The sequence below is a fragment of the Paenibacillus shunpengii genome (assembly GCF_042684905.1).
Lineage (GTDB): Bacteria > Bacillota > Bacilli > Paenibacillales > Paenibacillaceae > Paenibacillus > Paenibacillus shunpengii.
This window is the reverse complement of the sequence record NZ_JBHUMJ010000003.1, coordinates 146300-169367: the sequence shown is the minus strand read 5'-3', so window position 1 is coordinate 169367 and position 23068 is coordinate 146300. Positions and strand designations below refer to the sequence as shown.

Annotated in this window: 14 protein-coding genes; 4 read left to right on the top strand and 10 right to left on the bottom strand. The window is 48.5% G+C overall.

The window, feature by feature from the left end; all coding sequences use genetic code 11:
* Positions 1–36 precede the first annotated feature (36 nt).
* A complete protein-coding gene (locus ACFSVM_RS15135) occupies positions 37–7887 on the bottom strand; it encodes an Ig-like domain-containing protein (RefSeq protein WP_379263148.1) in 7851 nt (2616 codons plus the stop codon).
* Positions 7888–8061: 174 nt separating this feature from the next.
* On the bottom strand, positions 8062–9132 hold the full coding sequence (locus tag ACFSVM_RS15130) for a lactonase family protein (protein ID WP_379263146.1): 1071 nt from the start codon (positions 9130–9132) through the stop codon (positions 8062–8064).
* A gap of 217 nt (positions 9133–9349) precedes the next feature.
* Between ACFSVM_RS15130 and ACFSVM_RS15125 the strand changes: the two genes are divergently transcribed.
* Positions 9350–10789 (top strand): glycoside hydrolase family 1 protein, encoded by a 1440-nt coding sequence (locus ACFSVM_RS15125; RefSeq protein ID WP_379263144.1) that lies wholly within the window; start codon positions 9350–9352, stop codon positions 10787–10789.
* Between the two features lie 186 nt (positions 10790–10975).
* Positions 10976–11959 (top strand): LacI family DNA-binding transcriptional regulator, encoded by a 984-nt coding sequence (locus ACFSVM_RS15120; protein WP_076314829.1) that lies wholly within the window; start codon positions 10976–10978, stop codon positions 11957–11959.
* Between the two features lie 20 nt (positions 11960–11979).
* Here ACFSVM_RS15120 and ACFSVM_RS15115 read toward each other — a convergent pair whose 3' ends face one another.
* From ACFSVM_RS15115 to ACFSVM_RS15095, 5 genes are all read right to left on the bottom strand, one after another.
* A complete protein-coding gene (locus ACFSVM_RS15115) occupies positions 11980–13956 on the bottom strand; it encodes an RNA polymerase sigma factor (protein WP_379263142.1) in 1977 nt (658 codons plus the stop codon).
* A gap of 327 nt (positions 13957–14283) precedes the next feature.
* Entirely contained in the window at positions 14284–15828 is a 1545-nt protein-coding gene (locus ACFSVM_RS15110) for a hypothetical protein (protein ID WP_379263140.1), read from the bottom strand.
* A 208-nt stretch (positions 15829–16036) separates the two neighbouring features.
* A complete protein-coding gene (locus ACFSVM_RS15105; RefSeq protein WP_379263138.1) occupies positions 16037–16192 on the bottom strand; it encodes a hypothetical protein in 156 nt (51 codons plus the stop codon).
* Between the two features lie 148 nt (positions 16193–16340).
* Positions 16341–16778: an RrF2 family transcriptional regulator gene (locus tag ACFSVM_RS15100; protein ID WP_076314832.1), complete on the bottom strand. Its 438-nt coding sequence runs from the start codon at positions 16776–16778 to the stop codon at positions 16341–16343.
* Positions 16779–17033: 255 nt separating this feature from the next.
* On the bottom strand, positions 17034–18155 hold the full coding sequence (locus tag ACFSVM_RS15095) for a hypothetical protein (RefSeq protein ID WP_076314833.1): 1122 nt from the start codon (positions 18153–18155) through the stop codon (positions 17034–17036).
* Between the two features lie 264 nt (positions 18156–18419).
* Here ACFSVM_RS15095 and ACFSVM_RS15090 point away from each other — a divergent pair, with 264 nt between their 5' ends.
* Positions 18420–18920, top strand: a complete 501-nt coding sequence (locus tag ACFSVM_RS15090; protein ID WP_256209803.1) for a CcdC family protein — start codon at positions 18420–18422, stop codon at positions 18918–18920.
* 250 nt (positions 18921–19170) lie between these two features.
* On the opposite strand, the gene map is transcribed toward ACFSVM_RS15090, so the two are convergent.
* Both map and ACFSVM_RS15080 read right to left on the bottom strand, forming a co-directional pair.
* Complete coding sequence (gene map / locus ACFSVM_RS15085; RefSeq protein ID WP_076314834.1) at positions 19171–19917, bottom strand: type I methionyl aminopeptidase; 747 nt, start codon at positions 19915–19917, stop codon at positions 19171–19173.
* A gap of 151 nt (positions 19918–20068) precedes the next feature.
* Positions 20069–20713 carry a hypothetical protein gene (locus ACFSVM_RS15080; RefSeq protein ID WP_090725780.1) on the bottom strand — a complete coding sequence of 215 codons (645 nt, stop codon included), beginning with the start codon at positions 20711–20713 and terminating at the stop codon, positions 20069–20071.
* Positions 20714–21182: 469 nt separating this feature from the next.
* Between ACFSVM_RS15080 and ACFSVM_RS15075 the strand changes: the two genes are divergently transcribed.
* Positions 21183–22151, top strand: coding sequence for an L-lactate dehydrogenase (locus ACFSVM_RS15075; protein ID WP_076314836.1), 969 nt, complete (start codon positions 21183–21185; stop codon positions 22149–22151).
* Positions 22152–22344: 193 nt separating this feature from the next.
* Here the strand turns inward: ACFSVM_RS15075 and ACFSVM_RS15070 are convergent, their stop codons facing one another.
* A complete protein-coding gene (locus ACFSVM_RS15070; RefSeq protein WP_076314837.1) occupies positions 22345–23067 on the bottom strand; it encodes an ABC transporter permease in 723 nt (240 codons plus the stop codon).
* Position 23068: the final 1 nt, after the last annotated feature.

The window sequence follows — 23068 nt, the reverse complement described above, 5'->3', positions numbered from 1 at the left end:
GGCCTTTCATTTGCGCTTTTTTAATACTATTCTATCTTATTCCTCTCCGCCCGGAACGACTCTGATATTGACGATGACCGTATAGATCTCGCCCGAAGCAAGCGTAACGATGAACGTAATCTGATCAGGTCCGATATAATCGAGGTCCGGTATATAAGTGAAGGTGCCATTGGCATTTAACGTGACCCGTCCGTTATTCGGCGGATCCACGAGCTGTGCTGTAGACAATCGTCCAAATGAGTTCAGATCCCCGGATACAGAAGTATTCTCCTCTGTTCTTAGATCAATTAGCACCGTGTTGGATAACGCCACTACATTCACGGTCACTACATATAGATAAACTGCTCCTCTGGCATCGGTATATCGGATGGTAAACGTATCGCTGCCGATAAAGCCTGGATTTGGCGTATACGTAAACGTGCCGTCTGGACGTAGCCTTAGATTTCCATTCGCAGGCTGGCTATACACCTGATATACGGCGCCTGGTCCGCCATCAGCCGCTCCGCTTACCGGTCTGCCCTGAGGTGTCGTCAGCTGAACTTGAATGATCGTCTCTCCTCCCGTATTTGCTGAAGGGTATACAACGACGGTCACTGTTGAAACGGCTGCCCGGCCCTGGCTGTCTGTTACTGTAATCGAGAACGTATCTATACCACTAAAGCCTGGATTCGGTGTATAAATAAAGCTTCCATCCGGGTTCAGCTCCAGTGATCCGTTAACTGGCGATTGCAGGACGATATATGCTAATGCAAGCCCTGCCGGGCTGCTGGCCAGAATCTGTCCGGTGACCGGCTGCCCCTGATTCGTTCCAATACCGATATCTGTCGTGATTGGTCCCCCTGTAAAAGGAGGACTATCCTGAAGCACCGTTACCGTGGCAAAGGCCACTGTAAACAGTCCTGCACTGTTGGTCACGATCACAGTAAAGGTATCGGTTCCGACAAAGCCCGGATCTGGCGTGTACGTAAACGTGCCGTCCGAATTAACAACCACCGTACCATTTGATGGAGGAATGCCCAGCGAGAACGTCAGCGCGAGTCCATTCGGATCGTTCGCGATGACTGTACCACTAACCGGCTGACCCTCTGTCGTTCTTACATTCACCGGAGATGCAACTGGCGAGTCGCCGCCTACAATGACCGTAACCGGTGCAACTGCCGATATTCCTGCACTGTTCGTCACGATCACACTAAACGTATCTGTACCGGTAAAACCAGGATTCGGTGTATACGTAAACGTACCATCCGGGCTCACAACAGCCGTCCCGTTCGTCGGCGGATTCCCGAGTGTGAAGATCAGCGGCAACCCGGCGGGATCCTCTGCCGGTATAAACCCGGTAACCGGCTGCCCTGCGGCAGTCCCTACATTCACCGGAGTCGCAATGGGTACATCTTCACCTACCACGATGGTCACTCGAGAAATTCCGTTCTCCCCATACAAGTCAGACACAATAATCGGGAAGGTATCGACACCTGTAAAGCCCGGGTTTGGTGTATACGTAAACGTACCGTCCGGATTGACCACCACCGTACCGTTACTCGGCAGAGGTACATATTGAGTGTAGATCAAGGTGCTTGCTTGCGGATCGGATGCAATCACTACTCCGCTTACCGGCGTATTAATCGGGGTGGTCAAGAAAATATCAGGTGCCACCGGTGGAGCAGAGAACACGGTAATCGTCACCCTTCCGGTGGTTGAAGCTCCAAACGGGTCAGTTACAACCACGGTGAAGGTATCGGTTCCGATAAAGGCGACATCCGGAGTATACGTAAACGTCCCATCTGGATTGACTACGACCGTACCGCTCAATGGCGCCGTTCCTAGCGCATAAGTGAGCGGATTACCCTCCGGATCCACGGCTGGAATCTGTGACGTTACAGGTGTGCCGACAAGTGTGCTTGTTGCAAAATCAGATACAATGGGCGGCAGGTTCGGTATCGTAATACTGACTGTGGATACGGCAGATCCTCCTGTTCCATCCAGTACCCATACCGTAAATGAATCGGTACCGACAAAGCCGGTATTCGGGGTATAGATGAAGCTGCCGTCGGCATTCAGTACGACGGTGCCATTCGTCGGGAGAGATCCAATGACATAAGTCAGCGGATCGCCATCCGGATCTGACGCAATAATCTGTCCGTCTACACTTGTATTTGGTCCCGTTTCAATGGATTGATCCTGTGTAATCGGCGGACGACCTGTGACGGTAATCGTCACCAGGGCAATCGCCGTACCTCCAAGTCCGTCACTGACCAAAACGGTGAAGGAATCTGCCCCGACAAATCCGGTGTTTGGTGTGTACGTAAATGTACCGTCCGCATTTAAGATCACCGTTCCGCTTGATGGTGTCGAATTTAAGGTGAACGTCAGTGTATTACCGTCCGGATCACTAGCTGTCACCGCTCCTGACACAGGCGTATTCTGGATCGTTGTCAAGCTTGCACCATCTGCGGTAGGAGGCACATTGGACACAGTCACCGTCACGGTACCCACACCCGAACCGCCTGCTGAATTCACCGCCAGAACCGTGAAGCTGTCGGTACCGATAAATCCGGGATCCGGTGTATAGGTGAATGTTCCATCTGGATTGACAATAACTGAACCGTTTAGAGGTGGAGACAGCAGTGTGACCGTCATCGGCAATCCATTAGGATCTGTTACTGCTACCTGCGAAGATACAGGTATATTTCCTCCCGTAGTTATGCTCAGATCCTGCACAACAGGTGGATTAATAGAAACCTCAATCGTAATTACCCCAAAGGTGATTCCACCCCGTCCGTCACTGACCGCTACGGTGAAGAAATCGGTCCCGAAGAAGGTCGGAATGGGTGTGTAAGTGAAGGTACCATCCGGGTTAAGCAATACCGTTCCACTCGCGGGAGCTGTATCTATCACATAGCTCAGCGGATCGCCGTCCGGATCACTTGCTGTAACAACACCAGATACGGGTGAAGGCTGTACCGTACCGTATGTTGTATTGGATACAACAGGCGGACGATTGACGACTTGGATCGTGACGGTGGATACTGCCGTTCCGCCCTTCCCGTCGCTCACCAGCACAGTGAAGCTGTCAGGTCCGCTGTAACCTGTGTTCGGCGTATAGATAAACGTTCCATCCAGATTCACCTCGGCAATACCATTTGCTGCAAGTGACAGGATGCTGAAGGTCAGTGGATCGCCATCCGGATCTGTCGCTGTTACTTGCCCGGCTACCGGCGTGTTAATATTCGTCGTCAGACTTAGATCTGATGTCACCGGCGGATTGTCTGTGACGGTAACTTCAACCGAGGCAATGGCCGTGCCTCCCAATCCATCACTTACAAGGACCGTGAAGCTGTCCGGCCCTACATAACCGGTATTCGGGAAATAAGTGAACGTACCGTCAGCATTAACAACTGCCGTTCCATTCACCGGTGAACTGAGCAGTGCGAAGGTCAGCGGATTGCCTTCCGGATCGACGGCAGTGACCGCACCATTGACTGGTGTATTCTGCGGCGTCGTCACACTCGTCCCTGTCGCTACAGGCGGAGCATTGGTCACTGTAATACTCACCGTAGAGATGGCGGTGCCGCCTTTTCCGTCATCTACCAGAACGGTGAAGCTGTCTGGTCCTACATAGCCTGCATTTGGTGTATAGGTGAATGTACCGTCCGGGTTGACCACAGCTGTTCCAAAGACCGGAGCAGCATTGAGACTGAAGGTGAGCGGATCCCCGTCCGGATCGGTGGCGGTCACAGCGCCAGCCACTGGCGTGCTGTTCGGTGTACTTAGACTTACATCCTGGGTTACCGGCGGACGATCAATAATATTCACTGTAACGACGGAGGTCGCTGTTCCACCCCGTCCATCATCGACAAGCACAGAGAACGTATCTACTCCAACGACGCCCGCATTTGGTGTATAGGTAAACGTACCATCCGCAGGATTTAGCAATACGCTACCCAGTGCAGGCGGAACAGACAAGGTGTAGTTCAGCGGATTGCCGTCAGGATCGCTCGCTGGAATTTGGCCTGCAATCGGAATGTTCTGGAACGTATCCAGCGTCAGGTTGCCTGCAATCGGTGGAACGTTGCTGACGTTGACCGTAACCTGTGAATCTGAGAATACGCCGCTTGTATTCGTAACTCGGACCGTGAAGGTATCTGTCCCGGTAAAGCCTGCATTTGGTGTATAGGTAAACGTACCATCCGCCGGATTCAGCAGCACTGTACCATTCGCTGGCGGAACCAGCACGGCATAGGTCAGCGTCTGGCCTTGTGGATCAGTCGCAATGACCTGACCGAGGGCGGGGACATCCGTGGTCGTATTCAAGGTGACATCTGAGGTTACCGGCCCATCAACAGGTACACCGATCGTAACCGTGGAAGTCGCAGTACCTCCCTTGCCATCACTGACGAGCACCGAGAATGTATCTGTCCCTACAAAATTAAAATTGGGAGTATACGTGAAGCTGCCGTCTGGATTCAGTACTACTGTTCCGTTTGCTGGTGGAACAGATAAGGTATAGGTCAGCGGATCGCCATCTGGATCGGTCGCCGGAATTTGACCTGCTACCGGTGTATTGACGTTTGTTGTGAGTGTCAAATCCTGTGCTACCGGAGGCTGATCGATGACCGTGATAATGGCTGTACCGACGGCAGTGCCGCCTTTGCCATCGCTGATCAGAGCTGTGAACGAATCAGTACCCACAAATCCAGCAGCGGGGGTATACGTGAAAGTACCATCAGGATTGACAACCGCTGTTCCATTCGCTGGAGGAGACAGGAGCGTAAAGGTCAGCGGATCGCCATCCGGATCGGTGGCAAGCAGTTGTCCCGGCAGCGGTGTATTTTGCAGCGTGCTGAAATTCTGGGTCTGCCCAATCGGCGGCTGATCGATCACTGTGATGAACACCGTGGATATAGCCGTGCCGCCGAGCCCATCCGATACAAGCACCGTGAAGCTGTCTGGACCCACATAACCCGTATTCGGCGTATAAGTAAACGTTCCGTCCGGATTCACTACCACGCTTCCATTCACCGGTGCAGACAATTGGGAAAAGGTCAGCGGATCCCCGTTCGGATCGGTCGCTACAACTTGACCCCCTGCTGGCAGATTCTGCAGTGTAGATAGAGAAACATCGCTGGTTACCGGCGGCAGGTTCTGGACATTAACCGTTACCGTGCCAATAGCTGTGCCGCCAAAGCCATCAGATACGAGAACCGTGAAGGAATCCACTCCAGCAAAGCCAGGGTTCGGCGTATACGTGAACGTACCATCCGGATTCACAATTACAGATCCGTTCATTGGCAGTGAATTCAGGCTGAATGTCAGTGGATTTCCATCCGGATCGGTCGCAATGACCTGACCTCCAGCTGGTGTATTCCCTAACGTAGACAACGATAAATTCTGGACGATTGGCGGCTGATTCGTGACCATAACGGTGACAACAGAAACTGCCGTCCCTCCATTCGGGTCGCTTACCAGCACGTTAAAGTTATCTACTCCAAGGAAGCCAGGATTCGGAGTGTACGTGAACGTACCATCCGGGTTGACCACGGCTGTACCATTGGATGGAGCAGACTGCAGTGTGAAGGTCAGCGGATCCCCGTTCGGATCGGTTGCTGTAACCTGACCTTCTGCAGGCACACCTAATGTTGTCGCTATACTCAGATTACTTGTTACCGGCGGCAGATTGATTACCTCTATCGTCACGGTAGAGATGGCAGTGCCCCCGCTCGGATCAGTGACCAGCACCGTGAAGGTATCTGTACCGATGAATCCAGGATTCGGATTGTACTGGAACGTTCCGTCTGCATTCACCACTACCGTTCCATTTACTGGCGGAGCATTTAATGTAAACGTCAGTGTATCCCCATCCGGATCGGTCGCAATCACCTGACCTGTAATAAACAGATTCTCTGGCGTTATCAGATCTAGGTTCTGTGCCACGGGCGGCTGATTGAGAACGTGAACCGTGACGATTCCAATGGCTGTGCCTCCATTCGGATCGCTGACGAGATAGGTGAACGAATCATTGCCCGCAAAGCCAGGGTTCGGATTATACTGGAACGTTCCGTCTGAATTGAAGACAACCGTGCCGTTTGACGGCGATGAATTCAGACTGAACGTGAGCAGGTCTCCATTTGGATCCGTCGCTGTAACCTGACCTGTTGCAGGAACATTCTTCGTTGTGGACACATCCAGGTTATTAGCAATAGGCGGCTGATTAAGCACCGTTACTGCAATCGTTGAAACCGCTGTGCCGCCGAAGCCATCGCTGACCAATACGGTAAACGAATCGTTCCCGACGAACCCTGTGTTAGGGGTATATTGATAAGTGCCATCGGGATTGACGATTGCTGTCCCGCTTGTCGGCACCGAATTCAGTGAGAAGGTCAGTGCATCTCCGTCCGGATCGACACCTGTAACCTGACCCCCGGCGGGAATATTCTCATTGGTGACAAGAGAATAGTTCTGTGTCGTTGGCGGCCGGTTGCCGATCGAAATGCTATTGCCGTTCGATTGGGACATCCCTTGGAAAGTCGGCCCGCCCGGAAGACTTTGAAAATTGTAGGTGAGATTTGCTACGTTCGACTGCGTTGATCCTGGCGGCCTAGACACAATTTGAACCGAGTAGATAATCGTCAGCGTCTGTCCTGGAGCCACAGTGCCCAGATTGACACCGACCGTTGGATCTGCCCCCGGCTGTGTAACCCCATTCACCGAGAAGGAGCCAGGGACGAAGACGCCGGAAGCAGGAAATGTATCCTGCAGCAGCACTAAATTGGCAAAGGCCGTACCTGTATTGCCTGCGGTGAGTGTATACTGAACTACATCTCCGACCAGTGCACTGCTCACATTGGAGCTCTTACTGAACACAAAAAAAGGTGCATTGACATCGACTTGAAGCCCAAGACCATTTACAAGATAAGCATCGCCCTGAGATGTGGCCTGTATGACGGCAGAAGTCTGTGAATTGACAAGCCTGGAGGATACGTCGACATTGGTTATATCCCAGCCTTGTCTGGCACCAATGACCGCATTACCTGGCGTACTATTCAGACTGCCAAACGTTCCCCTTGTATCCAAGAGCCCCAGATTGTTGTTAATCTGTGAACCAAAAAAGTTACTGACCGGATTGTTCGGACCTGATATGGCTACAAGCGTTGCTGCTGTAGGCCCAAACCTCAGCTGATCACCTAACAGCTGAGGATCTCCCTCTCCTGCGCTGACCATCAGCCTTCCGCTTACGACACCGGTAACAGGGGTAGCGAATCCGGTAATCGTAGCCGTCGCGGCACCGAGCGCCTGGTTTACGACCTCTGCACCGACAAACACGCTCATGTTCCTTGACGGGAGGAACGGATTCTCATACACGACAGCAAGCGTCCATCCGGCAAAGTTATCATTGTTATTAGATGCTGTGACCGTCCCCGGCACCGCCCCTGTTATATAAGTACCGGCTCCCCCTTGCTGGACAAGAGCCGTTACATTCGCCGAATTGACATAATCATTCGCTGTCGGTGCGGTATTCCGCGCTGTCGCCGGATCAGGAGCAACGGAGAAGGTTCCTGCCGGCGTAGTGAATAATACGGGATTGCCAATCTGCCCAATGACGTTATTCCCCCCCGTATTATAGCTGGCTGCCCAGATCAATTCGGCATACAGCACCGTCGAACCGCTCGGCAGATCCAAAATAGCGGTTGAAGCATTCTGGGTGTAATCCAGCGTTGTGCCCAGCGGGAAATTACCGACTCGGACCGAAGTATTTAACGTGCTGAATGCTCCAATTGAGCCTGTATTTCCCTGATTATTCTGATTCGTCACCTTGTTAAGCCCCAGTGTATTTCCTGTAAAAGTCATAGCCCCGTTCATTGTTGTATTAAACCTTAATATAAAAGGCATCTTGCGCTGTCCACCCCCAAAAATAGCATAAATCCCCATACAATATATTGTTTATGACTCTGTACTATGCAGATTAATTCTGAGTAACAACAAAAAAAGACATGATCCAGATCTGGATCATGCCTCACAATAGCGATATAATTCATGGCATTTCATATTTATATAGTGAAAATGTTAACCCTTCTTACAGGGTTCAATGCATACTGGAGTAGGGATTTCGAGCTCGTACCCCGTAGGTGTAAGCCGCCCGTTTTCACTGTCTATTTTGAAGGAAACCAGATTGTCACTGTCCTGGTTTGCTGCGATCAGCAATCCACCCTCCAGCAGATTGAAGTTTCTCGGCGTCTTGCCCTCTGTACCCACACACTCTACTGCGGTAAGCTCACCACTCTCCTCATTAATATGGAACAGCGCGATTGAATCATCACCACGGTTGGATACATAGAGGAAACGACCGCAGGAGGATATGCGAATATCCGCACCTGTATTTTCTGACTGTTCTGTTTCACCCCGTGTTGAGATATGATGCGTGATCTGGAACTCTCCACGATTCTTGTTGAAGGTTAGCGCCGTAACCGTATTGTTCAGCTCATTAACGACATAAGCAAATTTCTCATTAGGATGGATCACCAAATGTCTCGGACCAGAACCGGCGGGCAGCTTCAGCTCATAATGGGTCGACAGCTTACCCTCCTGCATGCGGTACACAATGATCTGATCCAGCCCAAGGTCACACACGATAGCATACTCACCTGCCGGATCCGGTACGATGGAATGTGCATGCGGTCCCTCCTGCCGATCTTCGCGGAAGCCCTTGCCTACATGCTCAATCTTCGCAGACATCTCCACAGGAGTGGAGGATTCATCCAGCTTATATACATTGACACTTCCACTTGAATAGTTAGCTACAAGCACATAGCTGCCGCTCTGATCCACCGAAACATAGCAAGGGTCAGCACCTTCGGTAGGTTTGCGGTCCAGGAGATGCAGCTCACTCGTCGACGGATCTATTTTATAAGTAAACAGTTCCCCTTCACCTGTCTCGCTCACCGCATACAATACTTCTCCATTCGGATGCAGCGCAAGGAAGGAGGGGCGCTCGATTCCCGATGCCTGGTTCACGATTCGCATCTCTCCGCTATCCTTGTTCACGGCCACCAAATAAATGCCAGGGTCTGCTGCCGCAGAATAAGTCCCCGTATAGAAACAAACCTCGTCTGATTTCTTCGCTTGTGGGTTCATCATCGATCGCTCCTTATATTCAGATCATTACTGGATAGACTACCGGAATTGATATTAATCTATTAACCACAAATGACTTCCATCCCTTCAAAAACAAGGCGGTTTACAAAAATTTCACGAATAGACTATTGCTCTGAAATGCATTTCATAACTTAAGATGCTTATGTAAAAGCTATGGTCAGCTGTAATCATAGACATAACTCGTAAGGAGGACATAAATATGATACACGAAAAATTACCGCCCTTCCCCGCGGACTTTCTCTGGGGCTCTGCTTCTGCTGCCTATCAGATTGAAGGCGCTTGGAATGAAGACGGCAAAGGACCTTCCGTATGGGATCTATATACCAAAATTCCAGGCACCACCTTCAAGGAAACGAGCGGGGATATCGCTGTAGACCACTATCACAGATACAAGGAAGACGTACAGCTTATGGCTGAGATGGGTCTTAAATCGTACCGATTCTCGGTCAGCTGGCCAAGAATTTATCCGCATGGCACAGGTGAAGTCAACGAAGCCGGACTTGCATTCTACGACAGCCTGATTGATGAGCTGGTCGCCCACAGCATTGAGCCCGTGCTGACCCTGTATCATTGGGATGTGCCGCAGGCACTTCAAGACCGGTACGGCGGCTGGGAATCACGTGAAATTATTGAAGATTTCAACCAGTACTGCATCACCTTGTACAAAAGATTCGGAGACCGTGTAAAATACTGGGTGTCCCTTAACGAACAGAATCATAATACCAATCATGCGTACATGCTTGGCATGCATCCACCCGCGGTGAAGGACCGCAAACGCTTCTATGAGGCCAACCATATTATGTTCCTTGCAAATGCCCAGGCCATCGCCTCCTTCCGCAAGCATGTGCCTGACGGCAAGATTGGACCCAGCTTTGCCTATACTCCTTCCTATCCGGCTTCGAGTTCACCAGAAGACATGCTGGCATATGAGAATGCAGAGGAGTTCACAAGCTATTGGTGGCTTGATGTATATTGCCGGGGTGAATATCCCAGCATTCCTTACCGCCACTTGAAACAGCAGGGACTCGCTCCTGTGTTTGAGGAAGGAGATCAGGAGCTGTTAAAACAGGGGATGCCTGATTTTGTCGGTGTCAATTATTATCAGACGATTACGTACGAGCATAATCCGCTGCATGGCGGTGTCTCTTCAGGCAAAATGAACAATACCGGCCAGAAAGGCAGCAATGAATCAACCGGAATTCCAGGTCTATACAAGACAGCAAACAATCCTCATGTTGAAAAATCGAACTGGGACTGGAATATCGATCCCATCGGTCTTCGTATCGGTATGCGCAGGATTACGAGCCGCTATGATCTTCCCATCTTTATTACGGAGAACGGTCTTGGCGAGTTCGACAAGCTGGAGTCCGAAGACCAGGTTCATGATGAATACCGGATCGCCTACCTTAAGTCCCATCTTCATCAGTGCAAGCAGGCGATCGCTGACGGGGTGGAGCTGATTGGCTATTGCAGCTGGTCCTTCACGGATCTGCTCAGCTGGCTGAACGGCTATCAGAAGAGATACGGCTTCGTCTACGTGAACCAGGATGAGGAAGGCGGGAAGGATCTTCGCCGTATCAAGAAAGACAGCTACTTCTGGTACCAGGATGTTATTAAGACGAACGGAGAAAACATCTAGGTTGTTTGGATTTGGATCCTCTGAAATTTCTGGATTCACTAGATTGACTATGTGTTGTGTGCTATATGCAACAACGCTTCTTCTAAGCCCCTTGGCCCCTTCCAAAGGGGCTTTTTTGCGCAAGCATTTCGTGATTAACAGTGTACACGGGTATAATGTCGTTAGATCAGGAGGTGTAACGTTTAAATGGCCAATATTAAATCCATTGCCAAGCTCGCTGGCGTATCTGTAACTACCGTGTCCCGCGTGCTGAACAATCATCCATACGTCAATGAAGCAACTCGCCAGAAAGTACAGCACATTATGGAGAAGGAAGGATACAGGCCGAATTCGAGTGCGGTGCATTTGATTAAAGGTCATACAGATCGTGTCGGGGTCATCGTCCCGAACAGTCATCCCTATTTTCAAGCGATATTGTCAGGCGTTATGGATGAAGCTGCTAAATCCGGCTATGGAACGCTGCTATACCAATCTCGGTATGAGACACAAGAAGAGCATAAAGCACTTCAGCTGCTATCCACTAAACAGATTGACGGTCTCCTCTTCTGCTCCCGTGCACTTGAGCTTGAAGCTATTGCCGCTTACGCCAAGTATGGCCCGATCGTTACTTGTGAGTATACAGAGAATGAGCAAATTGCGGCTGTCTATACCGATCATTATGAAGCCTTTCAAAAAGGAATGCAGTACCTGATTCAGCACAGTCATAGGGCCATCGGTTATTGCGTGGGACGAGCGGACAGTGCAAGCAGCCAGGCCAGGTATCTTGCTTATAAGACCTTGCTTCATGAGCATGGGGAAGTCTTGCATCCGGAATGGATATTTACCAATTGTACAGAGATTAAAGACGGAATCCGTGTCATTGATACTCTCATGAAGATGGAGGAACGCCCCACCGCCCTGCTCGTTACAGGCGATGAAGCGGCAGCCGGTGTCATCCTGAGAGCTCAAGCCCTCGGGCTTCGCATTCCCGAGGATCTTGCCATTATCGGCTTCGACAATCTCCCGATCTCCGAAGCACTTGGTCTTACGACCATTGACCAGCATCTGCAGGAGATCGGAAGAGAAGCCTTTCGCACGTTCTATAACAGCAGGAATGTGGAAGTGAAGGATATTGCGCGTAGTTCCAAGACCGTCATCCCTTTTGAATTAGTTGAAAGATCCAGCGTCTAATCACGGTAGCTTCATAGCGTCTAATCCTGTGGATTTATAATGAGGGGAACTGAAATACGACCTTCCAGCGGATCATAATTCGCTAGGTTATTGTCCGCACTCCGTTGATCCTGGTCCAGTATTGAGAAGTAAAATGTAAGCGGCTGTTCATAATCTAGATCAGGAATCATCATGTTGACGTTATCACCATCAAATATATTACTAATTGCTGTATACACCTGACCTGCCGCATCCGTATAATAATCCGAAATCTCATATTGAATTCCTTCCCAAACAGGAAATTGGATCGTGTGAAATAACGTATCTATTTCAGGGTCGGCATAGGTAACCCCGAAGGACTCAGGCTCCATCCCTTTAGGATACTGGACAAGATTAAGATTATTTAGATCAATAACAAAAGGAGTCTCCAAGCTGAACAGCTCCTCATCTAAGGTAAGCTGGAGTTCTTCATATGAATCCTCATAATAGATGGATGGAAAGATCAGATCATCCCCTGCAATCTCCACTACTCTGCTTCCGGACCTCGAATTCTCTCTTACCCGGTCCAGACGAACATTCTTCAGACTCTCTATCCCTTTCTCATTGTGAATATCAGGCTTCATCTTCACCCTCGTGTAGTCCGAGCTGATTGTCAGCCCGGTAATATGGTAGGTCTGGCCTTCAATCGTAAAGCTCTCATCAAGCGCGATCTCTTTGGCCGGCTGCTCGACCTCATGAGGATAGTCTGTTTCCAACATGACGGTATGCGCCTCATCCCCCTGCACCTCAACTTCGAACTGGAGCAAGGCTCCTTCCGTAGAAACCGTGGGATTGGTTCGAACAAACGTAACAAAACCTTTCTCAGCCTTCTCTGTCTCTTCGAGAACCATCTGATTCTGCAAATAACCTAACAGCAGCAAAGTCGAGCGCTCCAAAATGGATCCATCCACGATCGAAGTGGAGACCTCGGGCTCTCTCTTTTCCAGCGTATACATTAACAATGTTTCTCTCCCATAATCGATCGCTCCGTCAATGATCAGCCGGGATCCATCATCTAATTTCATTGCATATCCGAGCTTCTTGTAATCACCATCCGCAACCCGTGATCTGTAATCCCCATCGCTGCTCGCAGTACTATAGATTAAGCTCTCGTCCGGAACGACCCTTGTGCCGGAAAGATTAAGAGACGCGTGGGTCTCCTTTTCGCGGAAAGGATTAAGCACAATGATAGCAAGGACAACTACACCAAGCGATACACCAAGGGTCCAAGCCCATATCTTCTTGTTCCTGTGCCTCGGGAGGACACCTTGCCCAGCATGGAGCAGTCCCTTCTGTACTGCTGCGTCTGCATCGTTACTCATTTCCACTGAGCTCAAGTATTCTTTTTCCTTGGAAAAATGTTTGCGGATAAAAGACGAGACCGCTGTAGTTTCACCTTCCCCCATCTCTTTGGCCACAGCATTCAGCATCTCATCAAGCCGTCTAGAAGTCGTCTTCTCCGTTCTTGATATGTATTTTGCTATCTCTGCTATAGGTTGTTCTGCAATATAATTCAGCAGGAATACGACACTGTGTTCAAAGCTCATCTGGCTGATAAGTGTCTCCATCAAGTCGGCTCGGTTGCTGCGCATTACTTGAACATGCTCACCCGCTACAGCCGAGTCACCCAGCTTATTTGAGCTAGGTGTAAGATCATCAGGTTCCCCCACTGCAGCGGATGGTTCTATTGCAGCATCAGCTCCACCTGCCCTCCTCAACCTTTTGGCATGGAGCATCATATTATGAAACAAGGCAGTCACGAGATCCTCTCGCTGCTTCCCTGCTTTGACCTGATGCCAGGTGATGGACACCGTGGCCGATACGAGTGCATCCGCGGTGCTCCTGCTTCGAGAGATAGCGTAGGCCACGATAAACAAACTTGCAGCATGACGCTTCAACAGGTGCTCATAAGCATCGAAATCCCCACTAAACGCCATTTTCTCTAAATCCCGATCATTCATCTCATCAAAACTTTGCACCGTATCACCTCTTTTTCCAAATCGGATCAAAGCCTGGGGGTGTCTGCCCTTATTTTTTTACCAAGGTTAGGCTAATGCTACTACGGTTGTCTAAGCGAGGATATATATCTTTTTGCTATGGCGCTTAATTAGCTCCTCATATGCTTCAAAATCACCTTGGCATGCAGCGATCGACAATTCGGAATCCTTAAGATCAGTATAGGTTCTCATAGGTCCATCTCTTTTCAATTATTGTTTAATAGAATCAATTTCATAATACCTTTAGCCGCTTAAATCAAGGGTATATATAGTTTCAAGTTCACCGTTTTAATGTTTTATGAAATTGATTCATAAGAGAGGAATATTTAATGTCTCCTCGTCTACTTTTTCGTAAACTACAGGAATCGTAATCGGCTGAGGATAATCCGCATCCTGAATGTAGTACGTGCGCCATTCTCCCTCATAACCTGTTCCGCTGGAAGCATAATAATTGCCCTCCGCATCATAAAAGTCAAATACCAGCTGTGCATTCGGTACACCCTCTAAAGAGGACAACACCTCTTCGTTGATGTATCCCGCATCCTTAAAGTACAGCTTAATCTCAGAACCATCACCTGAGCGCTTCATTTTAAAATCTCCATTGAAATGATCTGGATAACCAACTAATTTCCCCTCATCCAAATCTACTTTAAACTCTTCGGTTATGGTTACAAGTCCAACATCCTTCACCAGAGATAATCCACTGTAATCAAGATAATGCACTGGAGGATATATCAGCGTCGTTCGCCCTTCTGCGTCAGTCTCGTAGTTCATCAACTGTCCATTCAAACCCAAGTAACTCTGATCATTATTACTAAGCCTCAGCCTCAAGCTGTGTAGTAGTGCTGCATCCTCCTCGTGCCTTGATTCTGATTCAATCACAATCTTGGTATAGTTCTCGGCAAGCTCGGCCTGCTTGATCATAAAAGAACGATTATTCAGTTGAAATACCTGGTTGACTGTAATCAGCTCAGGCTTCTGTGATGGCACGGATGGAACCGTAAGGCTTAGAGAGATTACTGACTCCGGACGCTCCGCATCTGCCGCATTAAAGATGACAACCCATTCCTCCGGGACTGTCTGATGGACGATATCATGCCGGCTATCGAATACCATCATCCCTTGTATGGTGGAAGGACTCTCCGTTTGTACAATCTTATTTCCCGTTCGAGTCCATATCGTTTCACCCGAATTAAAGCTGTCGCTCCCATACATATAGCCGCTAAACTTATCCGGCATCTCTTGCCCGTTCTTCACAGTTAAGGTATACCAGATCATGGTCGATTCGCCTTGTGTCATCATTCCATCAATAATCAGCTTAAGTCCGTTCTGTTCAACCACATAGCCGAGATATTGAGCTTCCCCCTCCTGCAGCCTTCTTTCGGCAACGCGATCCGAGCTTACGGTGCTCAGCCAATAGCGGTCATCCGGCACGACTCGGGTTCCCGCCCGGTCAAGGGGCTCATGGATCCCCTTCTCTCCCCAAGGGTTAAGGCCAACTACGAGTATGATTATTGTAATACCGATCACCAAAACTCCTGCTGCACCCCATGTTCTCATTAGCCGCTTGGAGAATCTGCCAGCCCTAGCATCGGTTAAACCTTGTTGAAGTGCGTCTTCCAAATTTTCATGCTCGTGTACATATACGATCTTTCGATCCTTCTCGAAAAAGGTATTAAGAAATGACGATGATTCATTCATCATCTGCTTGGCTTGCTGTAAACTGGCGGCAGCCCGCATCTCCCCTATTCCCGTATAATCTCCGAATTCGGCAGGCGTTTTGCCTAATATGTATGAGGCTAGTAACATCGTACGTTCTTCAAACGACAGACTATTCATTTTTTGTAACAGCAAACGGTCGGTATCCCTTATCATTTGGGATGTAGTCTCGTCTTGCGTCGTCGATCGAGAGGGAGATATCTTATTCCAAGCAGCAGCTCTATATTGCATCCTCGCAGTACTGTACATCGTTTGAAATAGGAGCTCTACAAGCTGAGCCTTGTCCTTAGGTTTATTGCGCTGATACCAGCTCTTCGAAATCGATTCTATGAGTAAACGTCGCCTATCCTGTCCTTTTCTGCTGTATATAAGACCACGCATAGAGCTCCTTGCCATAACGCCGAACCAGCTCCTCATACGCTTCAAAATCACCCTGGCATGCAGCGATCGACAATTCGGAATCCTCCATCTGTACGTATAAGTCCATGCCTGATCTCATAAGGTCACCCCTTAATTAAAATTGCAAGATAGCGGCTGCTTCCATTGTATATTAAAATCCATTTTAAGGTAAAATAATCCTTCTGAGTACTATTAATGGAAACAAAAAAAGACCCGGTACCCGACCGGATCTTTCATAAACCATAGACTTAGGTTAAATCTCTATTCTTCCATTTATCCTCCAGACGATGCTTCACTTCTGCAAGGGTAATGCTGTCCAGGTATTGTTCCACCACATGCTCTCCATCATGATATATGGTACCCATGACTTCCTTAATATTAGAAGATACCATGCAGCTGGAGTCCTCATCCCCCGAACGCCAATGAGGCCCAAAGGATCCTAACGCAAACAAGCGATACAAATCACCAAGTCTCACTTCTTCCGGCTTACTGTTCAGCATATAACCGCCGTGAGCCCCTTCCTTCGTCATTACATACTGATGCTTGCGCAGCACACTAAGCACTTTCCGTACTCTGGCAGGATGCGTAGATACACTCTCTGCAATGTCCTCACTATTTGCGATGCGTCCTTCACGGATACCCAAAAACAACAGGCAATGCACTGCAATCGTGAACTCACTGTTCATTACCCTGACCTCCTGTATTAGCGCTCAAAGCTTCCTGTCTCCCGTACTTTATCAATTAGTTATGCCCTGAAATCGTCTATTAATCTCGGACTCATCATTCATATACATCTTCAGTTAAGATAAACGTACTTCCTAGCAACTGTTATTCTATTGATAACAGTTTTGTTTGTCAAGTTTACATCCAATCCAAAACTTACAAAAGAAAGAGTCCACAGATTCTTCTGTATAGACTCTTCTTTGTCATTTTCATATATATTAAACCCGCTTACTCTCAATATCAGACAAAATGGTCTTCATCAAGGGAATATAAATCTGCCAGTAAAAAGCATTTGGACTGGAATCCGAAATAAAGGTACCGACAAACTGATCCCAGCCTTTATATTGAACCATCAATGGCGAGACCGTTCGTTCTGCAAAATCACCCGCAAAGTAATAAGATTGATGCGAATTCTGCTCATACTGAATAATGGCCGGGAACTGTGCAGGAACCCCTGCCCTTCTCAGCTTCTCCGAACCGGAGCTTGTTAATTCGAGCTTGTAATCGGCTACAGTCTCCGTGCCTGGCTTGGGAGTGACAACCTCGAACCATTGATGATAGCGAGCTGATCTTTCGACATTGTATTTATCACTGTTTTCTTTGGAAAAAGAGATGGACATGCCCGGCTCCCTTAGATCTTGTCTGCCCAGCACAATGACCTCCCCTTCATGATGAACGAGTACCATCCCTATGCCGCTGTAAGACCATTCCTTGCCGGTCTGTCCTGTATACTTCTCCATGATATGGAGGGGCACTTCTGTTGATAAATCCTCATAAAATTTCCCGGCCCAGCCCTTCCATTCCACGCCCAGCAGCTTCTGCAGCTGCCTGCTAACGGATTCTGCCGTCGGGGCTGCCAGTACACTGTGTTCAGCAATGATTGTTGTTCCTGTCATAGCAGCAGCCTGAATTTTTTGGACATCTGTCAAATTCATTCCGCCATACACCAATCGCTCGACATGTTCCTCCCTTTCTTCCTTCGAACGTACAGATTCATAGATGCCATAGGAGTCTGCAAGATAGATCAGATCAGTCCCGCGAAGCGTAGCAGGTAAACGCCTCATCCGTTCATCTCCGGCTTTGTGAGGATGATATCCATAATAAGATTCATCATATGCGTACCCCGCTCCATTCTGATCCACTACCTTCTGCTGATTGAGCAGCCAGGTCAGGCCTTTATGCTCACGGTATGTAATGTCCGGAACCGTTTTATCTATAATGACAACATCAATAACCCGGCTCGGCGCCGCTCTCCATTGAATCCAGGGGAAAGTGAGAAGCAGCAATACACCAACCAAAAACGCAAGTCCTGCTTTGAGCTTCCATTCCCTTGGTCTCACTTCTCTCCCCCCTTTATTTAAAAAATATTTATATACACAGAGATTTATTTCATAAAAATATAGAAGCACACTCCTAGTATATGACCTGTTTCCGCAAATTGGAAGATAAGTTCTTGATCATTCGATAATCTTCTACAAATTCCTACAACAACGAACTATCGATCCGATGAACTCTTCATATTTCACCGGATATACTTACAGTATTTCTAAGAATTTATGATATACTAAGGAAAAATGATTTCCAATTAGAGAGAGGTCCTATTCGTGGCTATTAACTCCTCATTTCTTCAGATCGCCGCAACGGTCGGCATGATCTTTATTGCTGTGAGTGCTATCTTTATTCGTATGAAGGCAGCTAATCGGCCAATCAACAAGAAAAGAATCATTATCCCTCCGCTCGGTATGAGCACGGGATTTCTTATGTTTGTTGTTCCGGAGACGCATATTCCGTGGCTGTGGGCACTCATCGCGTTTTTGGTCGGCTGGTTTATTTTCTCGTATCCGCTGATCAAGAGCACCAAGTTTGAAGTTAGAGACGGAGAGGTCTTTGTTACCAGCTCCAAGAGCTTCATGTTCATTCTGGTCGGTCTTCTGATCGTCAGACTAGTGCTGCATGAAGTCGTTTATCAGTATATTACTGTCGTACAGACCGGAGCCGTCTTCTTCATTCTAGCCTTCGGTATGCTGCTCCACTGGAGACTATATATGCTGAAGCATTACAACGAAACTTATGGGTCGGCATTTGAATCTTCAGCCAAACAGTAACGAATGTCTGTATACATCGTGATATAATTAGCTTCGTTCAAAGCCGACTCAAAATATACAAAAAAGCTCAGTACAAGGGATGAAATTCTCCTGCTTGTACTGAGCTTTTTTTAGAAGTATGCTCCCTCGAAATAATAAAGAGCAGCATCCCTTCCTATGGAGGATAGAAGGAATCCTGCTCTCTATACTGCGGCCGTATGGCCTTGAATGATCTTAGAACAGCAAGCGTCCCTGCTGCAGGTCATTCCTGTTATTGCTCGGTTAGAATAACCGGGCCGTCTGCTGTAATGGCAATGGTATGTTCGTACTGTGCAGACAATTCGCCGTCCTGTGTACGGGCTGTCCATCCGTCACTGTCCAGCTTGCTGCGGAAGGTACCGACATTCAGCATCGGCTCAATCGTAATGACCATGCCTTCCTTCAGACGCGGTCCGCGTCCGGCTGGTCCGTAATGAGGCACTTGGGGCTCTTCATGCATATCCTGACCGATCCCATGCCCAATGAATTCCCGAACGACCGAGAATCCTTCGCCCTCGGCATACACCTGGATCGCATTGGAAATATCCCCGATCCGGTTGCCAATAACCGCTTTTTCAATCCCCTTGTACAGGGATTCTTTGGTCACATCCAGCAGCTTCTGTGCCTGCTCGGATACATTGCCGACCGCATAAGACCAAGCGGAATCCGCCAGCCAGCCATCCAGATTAACGACCATATCCACCGTTACGATATCCCCGTCCTTCAGCGCGTATTTTCCAGGGAACCCATGGCAGATTACGTCATTTACTGAAGCGCAGGTAGCATACGGATAACCGTTGTAGCCCTTTTGCTCTGGAGTCGCTCCATGCTTCTTCATGAAGCTCTCTGCAAATGCATCAATCTCTTGGGTCTGAATGCCAGGGCGAATGAGCCCGGCAATCTCTCTATGGCAAGCAGCGAGAATCTCGCCAGCCTTCTTCATATACTGTATTTCATCTTTGCTCTTCAAAATAATCATTTATGGCTCTCCTTGTCGCTAGTATCAATCACTCCTTTCTATTGTAACTCTAATACTGTAAAAATAAAAACAAATTCCTATGCTTTAGGCGGTCCTGTATCCTGATTCGTCACTTTTTGATGCAGGGTGGCGTAAATGAATTTTCGCATCATCACGCCTCCCTCCTACTCTTTGGGAGCAATCCGAACAGCATCCTCAGTGAGTGTCCCCTCTGCTTGGGCTTTGGCTTCTGATTACGCCCCTGATAGCTTCGCAAATTTGTGATCAGCTGACGGTCGCGATCCTCATCCAGCTTCTCCTTAATCCATAAGCGCTGTTCTTCTACCTGCTCCTGCAGCTGTTCATTCTGCTTCATCAGCTTCGTTTGTTCACGCTCAAGCTCAGCCATGCGTTCCTGCAGAATTTGCCATTCCGAATTGAGCTGCTTAACTTGCTCCTGCTCTACTCCTGCCTTCTGAAGCACCTTCTCCTGCTCAATGAGGGGTGCATGTGCACCTGTCTGTTGTTGATCCGAGCCATCCTTGGCCGCCGCAGCCATCTCATGATTCAGTTCCATAACGAGCACGGCTGCATCATTCAGCGGCAGGTTCTGCTCTCTCATCAAATTCATCATTTCCTTAATCCGCTCTATTTCAAGCGTTCCGAACAGTCTCGATTTATTCGCAGCCCGTTCAAAACGATGTCCATGCTCCTCCAGCGCAGCCGCGTATTTGCGGAGTGTGCTTGCGCCGATCCCCAGTTCCTTAGCCGTTTCCGTCGTAGCTCCTGCTTCATTCATATTCAAATGCATATTCATTATCATTCCCTCCCGAATTTTTTAGGGTCTAATAAATCATTAACGTATGCCGACAGTTATCAAACCTCATACCATGCACTTGCCCGTTAAGAAACAGCGCTATTTCTTCCGCTTGATCAGGGCGGACAGAGCGAAATAGTTGTCTGTGAGATAAGCAATTCGCCTCTCTGCCCTGCAATTCCTTTGGCATATTTCTTCTAAGAATGTGGTATCGTAAGAAGTTTTGTCAGGGTGAAATTACGACAGGTTCGACAGATTCTGTAGATTTATTAAGAAATATCGAGCAGCAGTTTCATCACACGTCACTTATTTGTAATAAATGTTCACTTGATTCTCTGGGTAATCCGAATTTCCATTGCTGTTTAGGAGAAAATTATGTTATCTTATGTAACGTTGAATAGACATATGCATACAATACATTTATAGATGATAGACCGATAACGATATGGAGACAGGGGGCAAGCAGGTTATGCGAAACCGAACAGGAAAAGTGGCGATTGTTGGAGCGGGGCTTGTCGGATCAAGCGCAGCTTATTCCATGATTAATCAGGCGATCGCTGGAGAAATCATGCTCATTGGCCGAACATATGAGAAGGCTCTCGGGCAAGCGCTCGACTTGTCCCACAGCATGGATTTTACGTATCAGCGCACCAAGGTCCATGCCGGAACATATGCGGACTGCAAGGACATGGATGTCATTGTCCTGACCGCAGGAGCCAATGTCAAACCAGGTCAGACCCGGCTTGATATTCTGAGTGAAGCAGAGATTATAACGAAAGATATCGTTCAGCCTATTATGGAAAGCGGCTTTAACGGTGTATTTGTCGTAGCGGCGAATCCGGTAGATATTATTACGTATCTGGTATGGAAGCTGTCAGGACTGCCGCGGAATCAGGTCATCGGCACAGGCACATCCATCGATTCTTCGCGGCTCAAGACCATTCTGTCGGAAGTGTTCTCCATTGATCCGCGCAGTGTTCACGGCTATGCGCTCGGCGAGCATGGAGAATCTCAATTTGTCGCCTGGTCTCATGTCACGATTGGAGGAAAGCCGATCCTGCACATTCTTGAGCAGCATAAAGAAAGATTCAAGACACTGGATCTTGAGGATATTGCACGAAAGACCCGAGATGCGGGCTGGGAGATCTTCACCCGCAAAGGCTCTACCCAATTTGGCATCGGCAGCGCCATCGCTTTTATTACCCGTTCCATTCTAACAGATGATCATAAGATTATAGCGGTGTCCGCAATTCTTGACGGTGAGTACGGCGAGAGTGACTTGTGCATCGGGGTGCCAGCCATTATTGGCAGCGACGGAATTAAGGAGCTGCTGGAATTAAACCTAAGCCAGGAAGAAATGGTCAAGTTCAAGCACTCTTGCCACATTCTTAGAAACAACATCAACAACTTAACGATCGACGATATCGCAATGCGCTGATGCCCTCGATTTGAAGCGGTGAAGAGACTTATCAAATATGAATACAGGGCTGCCTCTCCATTGTTTCATAGCGGGAGCAGCCCTGTTTGGGTATTCAGCTTATCATCAATTCATTTCTGTATTCATATCAGAAGCGGATCCAAATCTCTTCCAGGAATTCCAGCAGCGCTTGGAGGAGCACACCACCGTAGAGTCAGATTTCCTTCTGTCTAAAGTACATCGCGCCAAGGAGTATAAACAGAAGCGCACTCCCGAGTACTACAGGCAATATGGTCGACAACGGTACCATAAACGCCCCGAAACTGAATTCTTCTCTCGGCATCATCAGCAGGAAGGGCTGCGCCCACGGATAATACGGTGCAATGTCGCTGGAGTTCACGATCAGCAGGTTTGGTATCGTCAACATAAAATTAATGCCGAGCGGCGCACCAAAGCTGCTCCACATCAAGGAGACGAGCAGCTGCAGCGCTGCCAGAGGCAGTGCAGCGATCCACCCTGCTCCTATACTCTGGAGTAGCATTCCCCAAGGAATATCGTTACCCATTCCATGATAAGCTCCTGCCGCAAGCAAACTGAGCAATAGAAGCAGCTGGATGATCAGGATTAACAACATAATCACCGTCAGCTTGGCTGCATAGAAGGTGAAACGGCTTACCGGCAGTACCAATACCTGCTTCCATCCACCCGCCGCATGCTCAAATCTGCAGATAAAAGAAGCGAATACCCCTGTGAAAATAGGTAGAAACAGCATCGCATGAAAGGTTGCCTGGGAAGCCATTAGATCCCAATAGCTGACTGGCTCCGCAATAAATCCTAGCAGCAGAGCAATGGCTGGACTGACGAGCACCAGCAGCCAAACCCACGATTTCATGATTTTAAGTCTTTCCGCAGATAATAGACGAAAGTATGCACTCATG

Coding starts and splice junctions, on each gene's coding strand:
- ACFSVM_RS15075 (WP_076314836.1), top strand. CDS start 21,183: ATGCGAAACCGAACAGGAAAAGTGGCGATTGTTGGAGCGGGGCTTGTC.
- ACFSVM_RS15070 (WP_076314837.1), bottom strand. CDS start 23,067: ATGAGTGCATACTTTCGTCTATTATCTGCGGAAAGACTTAAAATCATG.
- ACFSVM_RS15135 (WP_379263148.1), bottom strand. CDS start 7,887: ATGCCTTTTATATTAAGGTTTAATACAACAATGAACGGGGCTATGACT.
- ACFSVM_RS15130 (WP_379263146.1), bottom strand. CDS start 9,132: ATGATGAACCCACAAGCGAAGAAATCAGACGAGGTTTGTTTCTATACG.
- ACFSVM_RS15100 (WP_076314832.1), bottom strand. CDS start 16,778: ATGAACAGTGAGTTCACGATTGCAGTGCATTGCCTGTTGTTTTTGGGT.
- ACFSVM_RS15125 (WP_379263144.1), top strand. CDS start 9,350: ATGATACACGAAAAATTACCGCCCTTCCCCGCGGACTTTCTCTGGGGC.
- map (WP_076314834.1), bottom strand. CDS start 19,917: ATGATTATTTTGAAGAGCAAAGATGAAATACAGTATATGAAGAAGGCT.
- ACFSVM_RS15080 (WP_090725780.1), bottom strand. CDS start 20,713: ATGAATATGCATTTGAATATGAATGAAGCAGGAGCTACGACGGAAACG.
- ACFSVM_RS15120 (WP_076314829.1), top strand. CDS start 10,976: ATGGCCAATATTAAATCCATTGCCAAGCTCGCTGGCGTATCTGTAACT.
- ACFSVM_RS15105 (WP_379263138.1), bottom strand. CDS start 16,192: ATGAGATCAGGCATGGACTTATACGTACAGATGGAGGATTCCGAATTG.